This is a genomic window from Jiangella alkaliphila (assembly GCF_900105925.1).
Taxonomy (GTDB): domain Bacteria; phylum Actinomycetota; class Actinomycetes; order Jiangellales; family Jiangellaceae; genus Jiangella; species Jiangella alkaliphila.
Window position 1 is genome coordinate 4,643,145 of record NZ_LT629791.1, and the last position, 15,762, is coordinate 4,658,906.

Here is a 15,762-nt window from a genome sequence, read left to right on the forward strand (position 1 = left end):
ATGCCGACCCGGAAGCGCCCGGTTCCCGGGCGTGCCCGAGCGGGAGCGGCGATGGTTGAGGAATAGGTGTCCCCCTGGCGACCCGGATCCCTCAACCATCGAGGCCGGAGTGGGATCACTGAGGGAACAGCGCCGCGTGCAGCCGGGCGGCGCCGCCGGGGTCGAGCGAGCGGGCCGCCAGCCAGGCCGCGCCGGCGGCGCCGTCCAGGGCCGCACCGACGACGGCGTCCGGCCAGCGCTCGGCGAGGCCGCCGCGGACGAGCGCGGCCAGCGGCGTGTCGCCGGTCAGCAGTGACCCGGCCAGCACGATCGGGGTCGCGTCGCCGGGGGAGCGGACGACGTCCGCGGCGGCGAGCAGGTGGCCGGCGGCGGCGGTGAGGATCCGGTCCGCCTCCGGGTCGGCGCCGGCCTCGGCCGTCACCAGCGGGGCCAGCTCCGACAGCGCCACCGGCGGCCGGCTGTGCACCGCCAGCACGAGCTCGTTGCCGGCGGCGCGCGACGGCTCGGCCACGGCGTGCCCGGTCAGCGCCCGCACGACGGCGCGTCCGAGCGGCCCCGGCGCCTCGCCGCCGTCCAGCGCGGCCAGCGTCGCCCGGACCGCCTCGCGTCCGATCCAGAAGCCCGACCCGAGGTCGCCCAGCAGCCAGCCGTGCCCGTCGACGATCCGGACGAGGGAGCGGTCGGCGAACCGGGCGGTGATCGCGCCGGTGCCTGACAGCGAGAGCGTCCCGTCCGGCTCCGGCGTCCCCGCCACGAACGCGCCCACCGCGTCGGCGACGACCCGGTAACCGCAGGTCAGGCCGGCCGCACGCCACAGCTCAGCGAACCGCTCGGCGACCTCGGGACGGGTGAGGTTGTGGTCGCCGGCGGTCGCGATGACGGCCGCGCCGACCCGTGCCGGGTCGACCGGCGCCAGCGCCGCGGACACCGCCGCCTTCACCGCGTCGAGCGCCTTGGCCAGCGCGTGCGACGTGACGTTGGCGCCGTCGGCCCGGCCCGTGCCGAGCCGCCGCCCGGCGCCGTCGATGACGACCGCGCGCGTGGATGTGCCGCCGATGTCAAGGCCGAGCGCGAGCAGCGCCTCTGTCGTCCCCACCGATGCATCCTCTCCGCCCGGTCTCACCCAGGCTGCGGGTCGGTCACGCTTCCGAAAACTCTCGTCAAACTCTTGACATCCGGGCGAAGGTAGAAAGAATTCTCACCACTACGCCCTTGAGGGGCGCAGGCGAAACTGACTACCACGCCGGGAGGTGGAGTGGCGGAAGGGACACTACCGACCTCGGACGTGCCCGAGGCCGGGTTGCCATCCGGCTCCGTGCTCATGCGGATCCGGGCCGCGCTGCCGGACCTGCCTGCCGCGTTGCAGCGGGTGGGCGAGCAGGTGCTGTCCGCGCCCGCAGTCGTCGCCCGCGCGACGATCCTCGAGACGGCCGAGCGCAGCGGCACCTCGGCGGCGACCGTGACCCGGTTCTGCCGCGCGCTGGGCCTGCCCGGCTACGCCGACCTGCGCCTGGCGATGGCCGAGGAGACCGGCCGGTCGTCCGCCGTCGCCGGCTGGGAGATCGACATCGGCCGCGAGATCCTGCCGACCGACTCGCTGCAGGAGATGCTCGACCTCATCACCACGGCCGACCTGCGGGCCATCCAGGAGACCGCCGCGCAGCTGGATCTCGCCGAGGTCGAGAAGTCCGCCGACGCCATCGCCATCGCCGGCCGCGTCGAGGTCTACGGCATCGGCGGCAGCGCCCTGGTCGCCGGTGAGATGCAGCTGTGCCTGCACCGCATCGGCATCCCGACGTGGTCCTGGAGCGACGTGCACAGCGGTCTCACCAGCGCCGCCCTGCTCGGGCCGAACGACGTCGCGATCGCCGTCTCGCACTCCGGCGCCACCTACGAGACGGTCGAGATGCTGTCCGCCGCCGGCAGCCGCGGCGCCACGACCGTCGCGCTCACCAGCTACCGCAACTCCGCGCTCGCCGAGGTCGCCGACATCGTCCTCACGACCGCCATCCACGAGACGACGTTCCGGCCCGACGCCCTCGCGGCCCGGCACCCGCAGCTGATCGTGCTCGACCTCATCTACGTGGCCGTCGCGCAGCGGCGGTACGAGACCACCGGTGTCGCCCTGAACCTGACCGCCCAGGCGGTCAGCGCGCACCGTGCGGTCAGCCCCGAGACGGCGAGAGCACTGAAGAAGGAGCAGCGGTGAACGACGTCAGCGCGCCCGCCTACCTGGCCCGGCTGAACGAGATCGTCGACAACGTCACGACGACCCAGCTCGACGGCGTGCACCGCGCGGCGGACCTCGTCGCCAGGTCCGTCCGCGACGGCGGTGTCGTGCAGGCGTTCGGCACCGGGCACTCGCAGGCGACGGCGATGGAGATCGCCGGGCGGGCCGGCGGGCTCATCCCCACCAACCGGATCGCCCTGTCCGACCTGGTCATGTACGGCGGCGAGGCGCCAGAGACGATCCTCGACCCGCGCACCGAACGCGACCCGGCGCTGGCCCAGCGGCTCTACGACCTCGCGCCGATCGAGGCCAGCGACGTGTTCGTCATCGCGTCGAACTCCGGCATCAACGGCAGCATCGTCGGGATGGCGGAGGTGGCCCGCAAGAACGGGCACTCCGTCATCGCGATCACGTCCGTGCAGCACAGCGAGCAGGTCGAGTCCCGGCACCCGTCGGGACGCAAGCTGACCGACTTCGCCGACGTCGTCCTCGACAACGGCGGGCCGTTCGGCGACGCCGTCCTGCCACTGCCCGGAGGCGGCGCCGTCTGCGCCGTCTCGTCCATCACCGCGGCACTGCTCGCGCAGTTGCTCACGGCGGAAGTGGTCCGCCGGCTCCTCGAGGCCGGCGACACCCCGCCCGTCTATCTCTCCGCCAACGTCCCCGGCGGGGACGTCCACAACGACGGCCTGCTGCAGCGCTATGCGGGCCGCATCAGGCGTGGCGGCTGAGGGAACGCCGGACCCCTACACATCCAGTCCAGGAGGGTTATGCAAATACCGAGGACGATGGGGGGCCGAAGGTCTCCCTGAGTCCTTCGGTCCAGGGCGTAAGCCGACCGGAGAGCGTTCGTGCTCTTTGCATAACCCGACTTCTGATTAGGCTCAAGGAGAGGTTTCACGATGTCCAGCAGCATCGAACGCACCCCTGCGGCGGCCGGTACGGACCGCCGGACCTTCCTGCAACGCGTCGCGGTCACCGGCGTGGCCCTCGGGCCCGGCGGCGCCTTCCTCGCGTCCTGCGCGACGGGCGGCGGTGACGACGACTCCGACGACGAGGCGTCCGAGGCGCCGTCCGGCGACGTCTCCGACGACAACCCGCTCGGCATCCCCACGGACCAGCCGGTCGAGGTCTACATCTTCGACGGCGGCTTCGGCGACGAGTACGCCACCGAGCTGCACCAGCCGATCTTCCACGAGAAGTGGCCGGACATCGAGATCGACCACCACGCCGCCGTCGACATCGGCGCGGAGCTGCAGGCCCGGTTCGTCGCGGGCGACCCGCCGGACTTCATCAACAACTCCGGCGACGGGCAGATGGACCCCGCCCAGCTGGTCAGCGACGGCCTGCTCGCCGACCTGTCGCCGCTGTTCGACGCGCCCAGCTGGGACGACCCGAGCGTGACGGTGCGCGACAGCCTGCAGCCCGGCACCATCGAGTCCGGCACCTTCAACGGGACGCCGTACATCCTCAACTACGCCTTCACCGTCTTCGGCCTCTGGTTCAACCAGACCCTGATGGACGAGAACGGCTGGCCGGTGCCCACGACGTGGCAGGAGATGATGGACGTCTGTGCCGACATCGCCGCCACCGGCATCGCGCCGTGGGTCTACCAGGGCGTGACGGCGCCGCGGTACATGAACTGGCCGCTGCTCTCGATGGCCACCAAGCTGGCGGGCCCGGAGATCCTGGTGGCCATCGACAACCTCGAGCCCGGCGCCTGGGGGCACGAGGCGATCATGGAGTCGGCCGCCGCGATCCGTCAGCTGGCCGAGAACAGCTACTTCCTGCCCGGCGTCGAGGGCATGGAGTTCCGCGACGCGCAGGGCCTGTGGGCGCGCGGCCAGGCGGTGTTCTGCCCGTCCGGCTCGTGGCTGGAGAACGAGGAGACCGACGCGATCGCCGAGAACCCGACGTTCCAGATGGCGATGATGCCCGACCCGCTGCTGTCGCCCGACTCCGTCATGCCGCTGGAGACCGTGCGGGCCACGGCCGGCGAGCCGTACGTCGTCCCAGCCGACGCGAACAACCCGCTCGGCGGCATGGAGTACATGCGCGCCATGCTGTCGATGGAGGGCGCCCGCGGCTTCACCGAGCGGGTCACCAGCCTGACGTCCGTCGCCGGGTCGTCCGACGGCGTGCAGATCCAGGCGCCCGGGCTGGCGTCGGCGCAGGCCGCCCTGCAGGCCGCCGGCGACAACGTCATCAACTGGTTCTACCCGAGCTGGTACTCCACCATGGAGAACCCCGGCATCGACCAGGCGACCGGCGCCCTGCTGCGCGCGGAGCTCACGGTCGACGAGTGGGTGGCGCAGTGCGAGGCGGCGGCGACGGAGATCCGCGACGACGACTCCATCGTCAAGCAGACCCGCGAGGGCTAGGGAGAGCCCACGTGAACATGCGGCACGGCAAGTATCCCTTCATCCTGGCCTTCCTGCTGCCGCCGGTCGGGATCTACGCGATCTACATGCTGTCGCCGTATGTGCAGGCCATCTACATCTCGATGACCGACTGGAGCGGCCTCACGGCCGCCCAGACGTTCATCGGGTTCGACAACTACGTGGAGATGTGGAACGACGACCAGCTCCGGACCGCGTTGCGCAACAACCTGATCCTGGTGCTGGTCGTGCCCATCCTCACGCTGCTGCTCGGGCTGTTCTTCGCGTCGATGCTCAACGTCGGCGGCCGCGGTCGCGGGGGAGCGGTGACCGGCGTCCGCGGCTCGTCGGTGTACAAGATCGTGTACTTCTTCCCGCTCGTGGTGTCGGCGCCTATCATCGGCATCGTCTTCAGCTACGTGTTCGCGCCGGAGAACGCCGGCGGCATCCTCAACCGGCTGTTCGGCGCGGTCGGGCTGGACTCGTTCCAGCGGCTGTGGCTGGCCGAGCCGAACTACCTCATCTGGATCGTCGTCGTGGTCATGACGTGGTCGTTCGTCGGCTTCTACGTCGTGCTGTTCTCCGCGGCGATGCAGTCCATCCCGCGCGACATCTACGAGGCGGCGCTGCTCGACGGGTCCAGCCGGTTGACGACGTTCCGCAAGGTCACCGTCCCGCTGGTGTGGGACACCGTGCAGGTCGGCTGGGTCTACATGGCGATCCAGGCGATGGATGCGTTCGTGACGGTGCACATCATGCTGGGCATCAACGGCGGAGTGCAGGGCGCCGGCGACGTGCTCGGCACCGCGATGTACCGCGAGGCGTTCGCCGAGTCCGACTTCGGCTATGCCGCGGCGATCGGCGTACTGATGCTCGTGCTGACGTTGACGGTCGCGATCGCGTTCATGCGCGGCCTCCGGCGCGAAAGGGTGGAGCTGGCATGACGACGACACAGGCCCCGCCCAAGCTGCCGCCCCGGCCGCCCAGGTCGCGCCGCGGCCGGCGCGACCGGGTGCCCGGCGTCGGCGCGGGCGCGACGGCGATCGGCCTGCTCAACGGCGGGTTCCTGCTGCTGTGGGGCCTCATCACGACGCTGCCGCTGCTGTGGGCGATCCTGTCCTCGTTCAAGACCAACGGCGAGTTCCGGGTCGACCCGCTCGGCCTGCCGTCGGGCGTCCAGTGGGACAACTTCTCCCGCGCGTGGTCGGCGGCCAACATCGGCCAGTACTTCCTCAACAGCGTCATCGTCGTGTCCATCTCCCTGACGCTGACCATGCTGTTCGGCGCGATGGGCGCCTACGTCCTGGCCCGGTACGAGTTCCCCGGCAACCGGTTCATCTACTACCTGTTCGTGGGCGGGTTGATCCTGCCGGTGTTCCTGGCGCTGGTGCCGATGTTCTTCGTGGTGCGCAATCTCGGGTCGCTGCCGGTGATCGGGCAGTTCCTGGGGCTGAACAGCTACCTGAGCCTGGCGCTGGTGTACGTCGCGTTCTCGATGCCGTTCACCGTGTTCTTCCTGACGGCGTTCTTCCGCACGCTGCCGATGTCCGTCGCCGAGGCCGGCATCATGGACGGCTGCTCGCACTTCTCGCTGTTCTTCAAGGTGATGCTGCCGATGGCCCGACCCGGCATGATCAGCCTGGCGCTGTTCAACTTCCTGGGCCACTGGAACCAGTACGTCCTGCCGCTGGTGATCATGCAGGACGACGACAAGCGGGTGCTCGCTCAGGGCTTGGGCACGCTGGCGTCGAATACGGGGTTCCGGGCCGACTGGACGGCGTTGTTCGCGGGGTTGGTGATCGCGCTGCTGCCGGTGTTGATCGTGTACATCATCTTCCAGAAGCAGGTGCAGGCGGGGTTGACCGCGGGCGTGCTCAAGTAGGCCCGTTCCTTGATCATGTTCCCTGGCGGTCGCTGAGACGCCGCCAGGGGACATGATCATGCCGGGTCAGGCGGGGACGGCGGCGTCGTCGTAGACCTGGCGGCAGCGGCTGATCGCGAACCGGTGCTTCTCCGCCCACGATGTGAGCTGCATGAGCGTGTCGAGCAGCTCGCGGGCCATGTCGGTGAGCTCGTACTCGACCTTCGGCGGCACCGTCGGGTAGACCGTGCGCACCAGCAGGCCGTCGCCATCGCCGCGCCGAGGACGGGGCCGGGCGCCGCCGCGCTCGGGCTGCTCGCGCTGGCGCACTTCATCGTCTCCGTCGACTTCAACATCGTGTACATCGCGCTGCCCGAGATCGGCCGCGAGGTCGGGTTCACCGCGCAGTCGCTGCAGTGGGTCGTGAGCGCCTATGCGCTCGGCTTCGGCGGGTTCCTGCTGCTGGGCGGGCGGCTGGTCGACCGGCTCGGCGCGCGGCGGATCTTCGTCGCCGGCGCGGCGTGGTTCGGCGCGGCGTCCGTGGTGGGGCTGGCGGCGACGGCGCCCGGCCTGCTGGTCGCGGCGCGGGCGCTGCAGGGCGTCGGCGCGGCACTACTGTTCCCGGCGACGCTGGCGCTGGTCAACACCCGGTTCACCGCCGGAGCGGAGCGGACCCGCGCGCTGTCGATCTGGGGCGTCGCCGGTGCGTCCGGGGCGCTCGCCGGCTACGGCGCGCTCGCCGCCGGCCTGGGCTTTCTGCCACAGAGTGCCCTGGCGATGGCCGGCTCGTGGCTGCTGCTCCCGGTGCTGCTGCGCCGGTGGGGGATCCGCGCGACGCTGGCAGGCGGCACGGCCGGCGTCGCCGTGGCGATCGTCGCCGTAGTGGCGGCGATGTCCGGCGACGGCTCGTACTGGGCGCTGCTGCCGGGGCTGGCGCTGTTCGGCCTGTTCGCGGGGACGGCGTACCCGGCGGTGTTCGCGGCGGTCGGGTCCGAGGTCGACGCGGGGGAGCAGGGCGTGGCGTCGGCGGTCGGCTCGACGGCGCAGCAGGTGGGCGGTGCGATGGGGCTGGCCGTCCTCGTCGCGGTGGCGAACGCGGGCCAGGGGAGCGGTGCCACCGCTGACGCCGTCACCGACGGGTTGCAGCGGGCCGGGCTGGCCGCCGCGGCGGTGACGCTGCTGGCCGCGCTGCTCGCGCTGGGCATCAGGGCGCGTTCGCCGTCGGCATAGTCGCGCCACCTTGACCTCAAGCAATGTTGAGGTCCGAGACTCGTCCCATGACGACCGAATCACGCACCGAGACCGACCACGGGCCGCCCCTCGCGGGCGCCAAGGAGTGGACCGCCCTCGCCGTGCTCAGCCTACCGGCGATGCTCGTGATCATGGACCTGACGGTCCTGCACCTGGCCGTGCCGGAGCTGAGCGCCGAGCTGACCCCGTCCGCGTCACAACTGCTCTGGATCACCGACATCTACGGATTCCTCATCGCCGGCTTCCTCATCACGATGGGCTCGCTCGGCGACCGGATCGGACGGCGCAAGCTGCTGCTGATCGGCGCGGCGGCGTTCGGCCTGTCGTCCGTCCTGTCCGCCTACGCGACCAGCGCGGAGATGCTGATCGCCGCCCGGGCGCTGATGGGGATCGCCGGCGCGACGCTGATGCCGTCGACGCTGTCGCTGATCCGCAACATGTTCCACGACGACAAGCAACGCACCAAGGCGATCGCGCTCTGGATGATGAGCTTCATGGTCGGCGGCTCCATCGGGCCGCTGGTCGGCGGGGCGCTGCTGGAGGCGTTCTGGTGGGGCTCGGTGTTCCTCGTCGGCGTGCCGGTCATGGTGCTGCTGCTGATCGCCGGGCCGGTCCTGCTGCCGGAGTACCGCGACCCGGGCGCCGGCCGGCTGGACCTGCTCAGCGCCTTCCTGCTGCTTGCCTCCGTCCTGCCGGTGATCTACGGCATCAAGAAGCTCGCCGAGGACGGCTTCGGCTGGCTGCTCGCCGGCGCGATCGCCGTCGGGCTGGCGTTCGCCGTCCTGTTCGTCCGGCGGCAGCGGGCGCTGGACGACCCGCTGATCGACATCGAGCTGTTCCGGAACCGGGCGTTCGGCGCGACGCTCGGCGTCCTGACGGCCGCGACGTTCGCGATGATGGGGCTGAACCTGTTCGTCATGCAGTACCTGCAGCTCGTGCACGGGTTGTCGCCGTTCCGGGCCGGGCTTTGGGTGCTGCCGATGACCGGCGCGATGATGGTCGGCATGATGTTCGCGCCGCTACTGGCGGGCCGGTTCCGGCCGGGGCACGTCATCGCCGGCGGGTTGCTGGTGTCGGCCGCCGGCATCGGCATGATGACGCTGGTCGGCGGCTCGTCCGGGTTCGGCGTGCTGATCGCGGGCACCTGCGTCATGGCAGTCGGGTTCACCGCGCCGGCGGCGCTGGGCACCGACCTCGTCATCAGCGCGGCGCCGCCGGAGAAGGCGGGCGCGGCGTCGGCGGCGTCGGAGACGAGCAGCGAGTTCGGCGGCGCCCTCGGCCTGGCCATCCTCGGCAGTGTCGGTACCGCCGTCTACCGTTCGGGTATGAGCGACTCCCTGCCCTCCGAGCTACCCGGCGGCGCGGCCGACGTGGCCGGCGACACCCTGGCCGGCGCGACGGCCGTCGCGGCCACGCTGCCCGACGGGGTCGGCGGCCCGCTGCTCGACGCCGCACAGGCCGCGTTCACCGACGGACTGCAGGCCGTGGCCGTGGTGGCCGCCGTCATCGCGCTGGCCGGGGCCGCCCTGGCCGCGGTGCTGCTGCGTCATGTCGGCGCTGCCGGTACGGGCACGTCGCCCGGCGCCGAGCCGGCCGCCGTCGTCGTCCGACCCGAGGAGGCACCGGCCCGATGAGCATGGAAGTCACCGCGTGGAACGCCCTGTACAACGCCATGCACACGCAGGAGGACACCCGTCCGTTCTCGCGCGCGACGCTGCGCCGCATCTTCGGGTTCGCCCGGCCGCACCGGCGCTATCTGGTCGCGTTCGTGCTGCTCAGCGTCGTGACGGCGGTCCTCGCGGTGGCTACGCCGGTGCTGGCCGGTCGGGTCGTCGACGCCATCATGGAAGGCGGCCCGCAGGGCACGATCATCGGGCTGGCCGTGGTCATCGCCGTCATCGCGGTGGCCGAGGCCGGCGTCGGCCTGGTGCAGCGCTGGCTCTCGGCCAGCATCGGCGAAGGGCTCATCGTCGACCTGCGGCAGGCCGTCTTCGACCACGTGCAGAAGATGCCGATCGCGTTCTTCACCCGCACCCGCACCGGCGCGCTGGTCAGCCGGCTCAACAACGACGTCATCGGCGCCCAGCGGGCGTTCAGCGACCTGTTGTCCGGCGTGGTCAGCAACATCGTCATGCTGGTGCTCGCGCTCGTGGTCATGCTCGGCATCTCGTGGCAGATCACGCTGCTGGCGCTGGTCCTGCTGCCGGTGTTCGTGTTGCCGGCGCGGCGCATGGGCGGCAAGCTGGCCCGGCTCGAACGCGAGGCGGCCAACCACAACGCCGTCATGAGCACCCAGATGACGGAGCGGTTCTCCGCACCTGGCGCCACGCTGGTCAAGCTGTTCAGCCGGCCTGAGCGCGAGTCCGCCGAGTTCGGCGTCCGCGCCCGCCGGGTGCGCGACATCGGGCTGCGTACCGCCATGGTCCAGTGGCTGTTCGTCACGGCGCTCACGCTGGTCGGCGCGCTGGCGCTGGCGCTGGTCTACGGGCTCGGCGGGTTCTACGCGCTGCGCGACCAGCTCGACGCCGGCGACGTCGTGTCCATGGCGCTGCTGCTCACCCGGCTGTACGCGCCGCTGACGGCGCTGGCCAGCGCCCGGGTCGAGGTCATGAGCGCGCTGGTCAGCTTCGCCCGGGTGTTCGAGGTGCTCGACCTCAAGCCGCTCATCCAGGAGAAGCCGGACGCGCGGGCGGTGCCCGACGGCCCGGTGGCGGTCGAGTTCGACGACGTCCACTTCAGCTACCCGGCGGCCGACAAGGTGTCGCTGGCGTCGCTCGAGGAGGTCGCCATGCTCGACACCCGCGGCGGCGACGAGGTGCTGCACGGCGTCTCGTTCACCGCAGCGCCGGGCGAGATGGTCGCGCTGGTCGGGTCGTCCGGCGCCGGCAAGTCGACCATCGCCCAGCTGCTGCCGCGCCTTTACGACGTCGACTCCGGCGCGGTCCGGCTCGGCGGCGTCGACGTCCGCGACCTGACCATGGCGTCCGTGCGGGCCACGCTGGGCATGGTCACGCAGGACGGCCATCTGTTCCACGAGTCGCTGCGCGACAACCTGCTGATCGCCCGGCCCGAAGCCACCGACGACGAGCTGTGGAACGTGCTGCGGCAGGCCCGGCTCGACGAGCTGGTGGCGGCGCTGCCCGACGGCCTCGGCACGGTCGTGGGGGAGCGCGGGTACCGGCTGTCCGGCGGCGAACGGCAGCGGCTGACCATCGCGCGGCTGCTGCTGGCCCGGCCGCGTGTCGTGATCCTCGACGAGGCCACGGCGCACCTCGACTCCACCTCGGAGGCGGCCGTGCAGGAGGCGCTCGGCGCGGCGCTCGAGGGCCGCACGGCGGTCGTCATCGCGCACCGGCTGTCGACCATCCGGGCGGCCGACCAGATCCTCGTCATCGAGGCCGGCCGCGTCATCGAGCGGGGCACGCATCCGGAGCTGCTGGCAGCCGGTGGTCGTTACGCGGAGCTGTACCGCACCCAGTTCGACCAGCCCGCCGCCGCGCCGGCAGGTGCTTGAAAGAGAAATCATCCAAGAAACGGGGGGTCGGGACGCCCCACTTCTTGGATGATCATGCCAAGGTCAGCCGCGGAGCTCGCGGGCGAGCGCGTCCACCCGCTCGCGCCAGCCGGCGGCGACGGCGTCGGCGTCCAGGTCGCCACCGGGCGCCGGCGCGGACTCGGTGACCACCAGCCGGGCGCCGTGGCCGGTGCCCTGGCCGAGCTCCCACCGGACCCGTCCGCCACCCGGCGCCGAGTACTCCAGCGCCTTGGCCTCGGCCCGCTCCAGCACGTCGTCGGCCGGTGCGGCGGCAAGGCGCTCGATGACCGGCCACGCCACCTCGGCCGGTGCGGTCAGCTGCCGCTCGAACCGGACCCGCCAGCCGTCGGGGCCGGTCGTGACGGTGCCGGCGTCGAGGCCGAACCGCGCGACGAACGCGTCGTGCTGGGCGGCCGAGGGCGACCCGGCGTAGATCGGCACACCGGAGAGCAGCTGGTCCAGGCCGGCGAAGCACTGCACCCAGCCGGAGGCGAAGCTGGCGGCGCCGTAGCGGTCGTCGAACTCGTGGGTGAACTCGAGCCGGCAGCCGTCGCCGTCGTCGTGCAGGACGAAGCGCAGCACCTCGCCGGACCAGGTGAAGGCGAGGACGCGGCCGGGTTCGGCGTCGACGACCCGCCCGTCGACCACCGGGCCGTCGCCCTCGCCCCAATCAAAGGTGACGTCGGCGCCGGCGACGGGCTCGAACTCGGCCCGGGCGGGGAACCACTGGACCAGCCGGTCCGGCTCGGTCAGCGCCTGCCAGACCTGGGCGCGCGGGTGCCGGAAGCGGCGCTCCATGCGCAGGACCGTGCGGTCGCCGTCGGTGTGCAGGCTCTCGGTCATGATGACTCCTCGTACTGTTTTTGCAGGTCAGCGGCGCGCTGCCAGGTGTCCCAGTGGACCGCGCGGTCGTCGAGCACGGCGTCGAGCAGCTCCAGCCCGGCGTGCCAGCCGCCCGCCACGGCCGGCCCGGCGCCGGCGTCGTCGATGGTGTTGCGGAAGACGAGCAGGCAGCCGTCGCCGTCGGGCGTCAGCTCCCAGCGCAGCGTCTCGGTGCCCCACGTGTACTCGAGCAGGCGGGGCGGGTCGGCGGCGACGACGCGGCCGGCGACAGGGTCGGGCGGCACGCCGAAGCGTTCCAGTTGATCGGGCGTGGGATGGAACCACACGGTCGCGCCGGGCGTGAGGTCGAGCTCGACGACGGCGGGGAAGCGCCAGCCGCGCAGCTCGGCGGGATCGGTGAGCGCGCGCCACACCTTGGCCGGACGGTGCGCGAACCGGCGCTCGAACCGGATCTCGACCCGGCCGCCGGCGAGGCGCCGTACCGTGCCCGGCGCCGTCACTCGTCGTCCATGGCGTCGAGGTGGCGCTCGAGGGCGTCGAAGCGGTCGGCCCACATCCACCGGTACGGCGTCAGCCAGGCGTCGATCTCGGCGAGCGGCTCGGCCCGCAGCTCGTACCAGCGCCGCTGCGCCTCGGGCCGGACGGTGACCAGCCCGGCCTCGCGCAGCACCCGCAGATGCTTCGACGTGCCGGGCTGGGAGAGGCCGATGGCCTCGGTGAGCTCGCCGACCAGCCGGGGGCGCACGCGGAGCAGGTCCAGGATGCGCCGCCGGGCAGGGTCGGCGAGGACGCCGAACGGTTCAGACGACATGCCCCCAAGATTAGCCACTCAGCTATATAACCACAAGGGCATGTACGGATCGGCTAGCGGAACTGCCCGCGGACGGCGCCCGCGGGGAAGGGGGTGTTGTGGACGTTGACGTAGTAGTTCCGGCGGTCGGCGACGATCGCCGCCAGCTCGCTCTGCGAGAGCGTCATCGCCGTGTTCTGCGCGTCCGGGACGGCCCTGATGCAGTCGCTGGTCGCGGGGGTCGGGAGCCTGAGGTGGACGACGATCGGGCCGGCCACGTCGGGCGGCCCGACATGGATGTGCGCCATGGTCGGCGCGTCGATGCGAGTGGCGAGCATCGCGTAGCAGAGCGTGTCGCCCTTGATGAAGCCCGCGAACGCCCCGCGGCCGTCGGCGTCACCCGGGCCGGGCACCTCGGCGGCGCCGGACAGGGTGGTGACGAGCGGGGTGACGCGGGGGCCGCTGGACGAGGCGGGCGCGGCGCCCGCGACGAGCGCGGTGGCGGCGACCAGGACGAGAATCGCCGAGCGGGTCAGCCAGTTGCGCATGATGCTCCTTCCGACAGGGGAAGACGGGCCGGCCCGGCTGGGTCGCCCCTCCTGATACGGAGGAGATCGCCGCACGGATTCCGTCGGACGAAACCTGACGCCGCCCCGGCATCATCCGTTCGGTCAGCCCACGCCACCCCGAACGGACGAAATTTGCGCCTCAGAGGCGTCACAGCCCTTTCGACCTGGGGAAATGCGGCGTGGCGCGGCTCGCTCGCGTTGCGGCCCCGGCATAGTCGGGAGATCATCGATCAGGCAGGGTTTTCCTCTTCCGGCCGGTATTGGCCGGGGAGTCTTGGGCGAGCTCAGGTACCCACAAATCGTTGCCACGGGACGGGCAACGAGGATCAGGAGGATCACGATGTTGCGCCGGGACACGGAGTACGTGTTGACCTGGAACGCACAGAACCACAGCTGGCTGGTGCGGCCGATCGAACGCGATGGCAACCAGATCGTGCAGATCGGCGGCGGTACCCAGATGGGCGATCCCGCCTGGGCTGTGAGCTCGTTCGGCGCCGGCTGGGACGACTAGCCGCGCCTCCCGCCACTCGTCGCGATCCTCCGTCCGGTCGACAACCCGGCACCACACACGACGCGGTGCCGGCTGCCCTACGCCATGAGCGTGGGGCAGCCGGCACCGTGGCTGTTCTCAGGGCCTTTCGCGGCCCCGGGTGACGCGGACTACTCGTCCTGCGTCGGCTGGTCCTGCGTCTCGGTCGTGCTCTCGCCCGACGCGATCTCGCCCTCCGGCGGCACGACCCCGCCGAGGTCGAACTCGTCGTCCAGTTCCTTGGGCAGCACCTGCAGGTGCTCGTCGGTGACGAACGCCATCGCCTGCTCCAGCGTGACGTCGACCTCGGACACCGGCGTAAGGCTGTTGTTGCCGAACAGGTCGTACACGGCGACGCCCACCATCGAGCCGTCGGCACGCTCGTAGCTCACCGCGAACAACAGGTTCATCTCCGGGCTCGCCGGCGCCACCAGGACGGTCTCGCCGCCGGGAAGAGTCTCCTCGGTGCAGTTCTCCGGCAGGTCGCAGCCGAAGTCGACGGTGAAGCTCTCGACGGCGTACTCGTCGGCGTCGACGTATCCGGGGCCGGTGACCGCGACGCGCACCAGGCCCTCGCCGTCCTCGCCCTCGTTCGTCCAGCCCAGCTTGGTGCCGACGTCGGGAACGCCGCCGGAGGCGCCGCCGGTGAAACCGGTGATCTCGTCCTGCAGGTGCTCGTGCGCCGGGTCGAAGTGCTCGACGGCGGTGTCCAGCAGCAGCTGCCGGGTCTCCCAGAACGCCTCGTCGCCGGCGGACGGCCCGTCGTCGACCTCCGTGGTCGGGCCGTCCGATGGGGTGTTCGTGACCTCCGGCGTCGCTGTGATCGTGGCGTCGCTCGTCGGCTCGGCCGGGGCGTCCGCGGTGGTGCCACCGCCGCCCACCGGCAGGTTCTCGGCGACGGTCGGACCGCCGCCGGGCAGCGCCAGCGCGGCGCCGACGGCCAGCGCCGTCACCCCCACGATCCCGCCGCTCAGGGTGGCGGCGCGGCGGCGGCGCAGGTGCCGCCGTCCGCGCGCGAGGTCGCCCGCCGCGGTGGAGGTCATCGGCGGCTCATCGGCGAACCCCAACCCGCGGAACCGCTCGCGCAGCTGCTCGTCCTCTTTCATCTCGATCGCCTCTCTGTCGTCGTCACGTCGTCGGTCGACAAGGAGGCGCGCAGGCCGGCCATCGCCCGCGCGGTCTGGCTCTTCACCGTGCCCGTGGTGCAGCCGAGGTCGTCGGCGGTCTCCTCCACGGACAGCCCGCACCAGTAGCGCAGCACCACGGTGGCGCGTTGCCGCTGAGGCAGGGCCTTGAGCGCCGTGACGAGGGCGTCGCTGTCCTCCAGCGAGAGCGACTCGGGCGCGGCGGCGTCGATGCCGTCGAGGCCGATCCGCTCGCGGCGCCACGGCCGCCGCTCCTCGTCCAGGTGCGCCCGCACGATGATCCGGCGGACGTACGCGTCCTCCGCGCCGTCGGTGTGGATCCGGGGCCAGGCCGCATACAGCTTGATCAACGCGGTCTGCACCAGGTCCTCGGCGGCGTGCCAGTCACCGCACACGAGATAGGCGACGCGACGCAGGTAGCTCCGCCGGGCATCGACGTAGGTCACGAACTCGTCAGCTCGCGCTTGCCGTCCACTCACTCGGTTGCTCCCGTCGGGCTGCCCGCTGTGCCCGGGCCGCCTCTCGTGTGCCGTTCATCCTGTCACCCCCTAGACGGAGCCCGCGGGCCTCAGGTTGTCGTCGTCGAGCGAGGAACCCGACAACGAACCGGGGGGCTATCCCCACCCCGGGC

At 71.7% G+C, this 15,762-nt stretch carries 16 protein-coding genes and 1 pseudogene; 9 read left to right on the forward strand and 8 right to left on the reverse strand.

Annotated features, from left to right (window positions below; all coding sequences use genetic code 11):
* Nucleotides 1-115: 115 nt before the first annotated feature.
* Nucleotides 116-1,096, reverse strand: coding sequence for an N-acetylglucosamine kinase (locus tag BLV05_RS21230; protein ID WP_046772279.1), 981 nt, complete (start codon nt 1,094-1,096; stop codon nt 116-118).
* Nucleotides 1,097-1,321: 225 nt separating this feature from the next.
* On the opposite strand from BLV05_RS21230, the gene BLV05_RS21235 reads away from it, so the two are divergent.
* The 5 genes from BLV05_RS21235 (at nt 1,322) to BLV05_RS21255 (ending at nt 6,490) form a co-directional block, all read left to right on the forward strand.
* Nucleotides 1,322-2,209 (forward strand): MurR/RpiR family transcriptional regulator, encoded by an 888-nt coding sequence (locus BLV05_RS21235; RefSeq protein WP_082155775.1) that lies wholly within the window; start codon nt 1,322-1,324, stop codon nt 2,207-2,209.
* Nucleotides 2,206-2,961: a sugar isomerase domain-containing protein gene (locus BLV05_RS21240; RefSeq protein WP_046772281.1), complete on the forward strand. Its 756-nt coding sequence runs from the start codon at nt 2,206-2,208 to the stop codon at nt 2,959-2,961. Before BLV05_RS21235 ends, BLV05_RS21240 begins: the two co-directional genes overlap by 4 nt.
* A 171-nt stretch (nt 2,962-3,132) precedes the next feature.
* Complete coding sequence (ngcE, locus tag BLV05_RS21245; protein ID WP_046772282.1) at nt 3,133-4,611, forward strand: N-acetylglucosamine/diacetylchitobiose ABC transporter substrate-binding protein; 1,479 nt, start codon at nt 3,133-3,135, stop codon at nt 4,609-4,611.
* A 17-nt stretch (nt 4,612-4,628) separates the two neighbouring features.
* A complete protein-coding gene (locus BLV05_RS21250) occupies nt 4,629-5,552 on the forward strand; it encodes a carbohydrate ABC transporter permease (protein WP_046772313.1) in 924 nt (307 codons plus the stop codon).
* Nucleotides 5,549-6,490, forward strand: a complete 942-nt coding sequence (locus BLV05_RS21255; RefSeq protein ID WP_046772283.1) for a carbohydrate ABC transporter permease — start codon at nt 5,549-5,551, stop codon at nt 6,488-6,490. Before BLV05_RS21250 ends, BLV05_RS21255 begins: the two co-directional genes overlap by 4 nt.
* Nucleotides 6,491-6,556: 66 nt before the next feature.
* Here the strand turns inward: BLV05_RS21255 and BLV05_RS36625 are convergent.
* Nucleotides 6,557-6,751: pseudogene (locus tag BLV05_RS36625) on the reverse strand (winged helix-turn-helix transcriptional regulator); the annotation flags it as partial.
* 75 nt (nt 6,752-6,826) lie between these two features.
* On the opposite strand from BLV05_RS36625, the gene BLV05_RS21260 reads away from it, so the two are divergent.
* The 3 genes from BLV05_RS21260 to BLV05_RS21270 are packed head-to-tail and all read left to right on the forward strand — an operon-like array spanning nt 6,827 to nt 11,234.
* The gene (locus tag BLV05_RS21260; RefSeq protein ID WP_046772284.1) at nt 6,827-7,699 is read left to right on the forward strand and encodes an MFS transporter; all 873 of its coding nucleotides are present in this window, start codon (nt 6,827-6,829) and stop codon (nt 7,697-7,699) included.
* A 47-nt stretch (nt 7,700-7,746) separates the two neighbouring features.
* On the forward strand, nt 7,747-9,354 hold the full coding sequence (locus BLV05_RS21265; protein ID WP_052763090.1) for an MFS transporter: 1,608 nt from the start codon (nt 7,747-7,749) through the stop codon (nt 9,352-9,354).
* Complete coding sequence (locus tag BLV05_RS21270) at nt 9,351-11,234, forward strand: ABC transporter ATP-binding protein (protein WP_046772285.1); 1,884 nt, start codon at nt 9,351-9,353, stop codon at nt 11,232-11,234. The genes BLV05_RS21265 and BLV05_RS21270 overlap by 4 nt, the downstream gene beginning before the upstream one ends.
* 63 nt (nt 11,235-11,297) lie before the next feature.
* Here the strand turns inward: BLV05_RS21270 and BLV05_RS21275 are convergent, their stop codons facing one another.
* From BLV05_RS21275 to BLV05_RS21290, 4 genes are read right to left on the reverse strand one after another with little or no spacing between them, the layout of a single operon-like run.
* Nucleotides 11,298-12,098, reverse strand: coding sequence for an SRPBCC family protein (locus BLV05_RS21275; RefSeq protein ID WP_046772286.1), 801 nt, complete (start codon nt 12,096-12,098; stop codon nt 11,298-11,300).
* Entirely contained in the window at nt 12,095-12,598 is a 504-nt protein-coding gene (locus BLV05_RS21280) for an SRPBCC domain-containing protein (RefSeq protein ID WP_046772287.1), read from the reverse strand. Before BLV05_RS21280 ends, BLV05_RS21275 begins: the two co-directional genes overlap by 4 nt.
* Nucleotides 12,595-12,909 (reverse strand): ArsR/SmtB family transcription factor, encoded by a 315-nt coding sequence (locus BLV05_RS21285; protein ID WP_046772288.1) that lies wholly within the window; start codon nt 12,907-12,909, stop codon nt 12,595-12,597. Before BLV05_RS21285 ends, BLV05_RS21280 begins: the two co-directional genes overlap by 4 nt.
* A gap of 53 nt (nt 12,910-12,962) precedes the next feature.
* The gene (locus BLV05_RS21290) at nt 12,963-13,436 is read right to left on the reverse strand and encodes a CHRD domain-containing protein (protein ID WP_052763091.1); all 474 of its coding nucleotides are present in this window, start codon (nt 13,434-13,436) and stop codon (nt 12,963-12,965) included.
* Nucleotides 13,437-13,797: 361 nt separating this feature from the next.
* On the opposite strand from BLV05_RS21290, the gene BLV05_RS35935 reads away from it, so the two are divergent.
* Nucleotides 13,798-13,968, forward strand: a complete 171-nt coding sequence (locus BLV05_RS35935; RefSeq protein WP_157524281.1) for a hypothetical protein — start codon at nt 13,798-13,800, stop codon at nt 13,966-13,968.
* Nucleotides 13,969-14,117: 149 nt separating this feature from the next.
* On the opposite strand, the gene BLV05_RS21295 is transcribed toward BLV05_RS35935, so the two are convergent.
* Entirely contained in the window at nt 14,118-15,092 is a 975-nt protein-coding gene (locus BLV05_RS21295) for a hypothetical protein (protein ID WP_046772289.1), read from the reverse strand.
* Nucleotides 15,089-15,610 carry a SigE family RNA polymerase sigma factor gene (locus BLV05_RS21300; protein WP_046772290.1) on the reverse strand — a complete coding sequence of 174 codons (522 nt, stop codon included), beginning with the start codon at nt 15,608-15,610 and terminating at the stop codon, nt 15,089-15,091. The genes BLV05_RS21295 and BLV05_RS21300 overlap by 4 nt, the downstream gene beginning before the upstream one ends.
* Nucleotides 15,611-15,762: the final 152 nt, after the last annotated feature.

Coding starts and splice junctions, on each gene's coding strand:
- BLV05_RS21235 (WP_082155775.1), top strand. CDS start 1,322: ATGCGGATCCGGGCCGCGCTGCCGGACCTGCCTGCCGCGTTGCAGCGG.
- ngcE (WP_046772282.1), top strand. CDS start 3,133: ATGTCCAGCAGCATCGAACGCACCCCTGCGGCGGCCGGTACGGACCGC.
- BLV05_RS21250 (WP_046772313.1), top strand. CDS start 4,629: ATGCGGCACGGCAAGTATCCCTTCATCCTGGCCTTCCTGCTGCCGCCG.
- BLV05_RS21255 (WP_046772283.1), top strand. CDS start 5,549: ATGACGACGACACAGGCCCCGCCCAAGCTGCCGCCCCGGCCGCCCAGG.
- BLV05_RS21265 (WP_052763090.1), top strand. CDS start 7,747: ATGACGACCGAATCACGCACCGAGACCGACCACGGGCCGCCCCTCGCG.
- BLV05_RS21270 (WP_046772285.1), top strand. CDS start 9,351: ATGAGCATGGAAGTCACCGCGTGGAACGCCCTGTACAACGCCATGCAC.
- BLV05_RS21275 (WP_046772286.1), bottom strand. CDS start 12,098: ATGACCGAGAGCCTGCACACCGACGGCGACCGCACGGTCCTGCGCATG.
- BLV05_RS21285 (WP_046772288.1), bottom strand. CDS start 12,909: ATGTCGTCTGAACCGTTCGGCGTCCTCGCCGACCCTGCCCGGCGGCGC.
- BLV05_RS21290 (WP_052763091.1), bottom strand. CDS start 13,436: ATGCGCAACTGGCTGACCCGCTCGGCGATTCTCGTCCTGGTCGCCGCC.
- BLV05_RS35935 (WP_157524281.1), top strand. CDS start 13,798: ATGTTGCGCCGGGACACGGAGTACGTGTTGACCTGGAACGCACAGAAC.
- BLV05_RS21295 (WP_046772289.1), bottom strand. CDS start 15,092: ATGAAAGAGGACGAGCAGCTGCGCGAGCGGTTCCGCGGGTTGGGGTTC.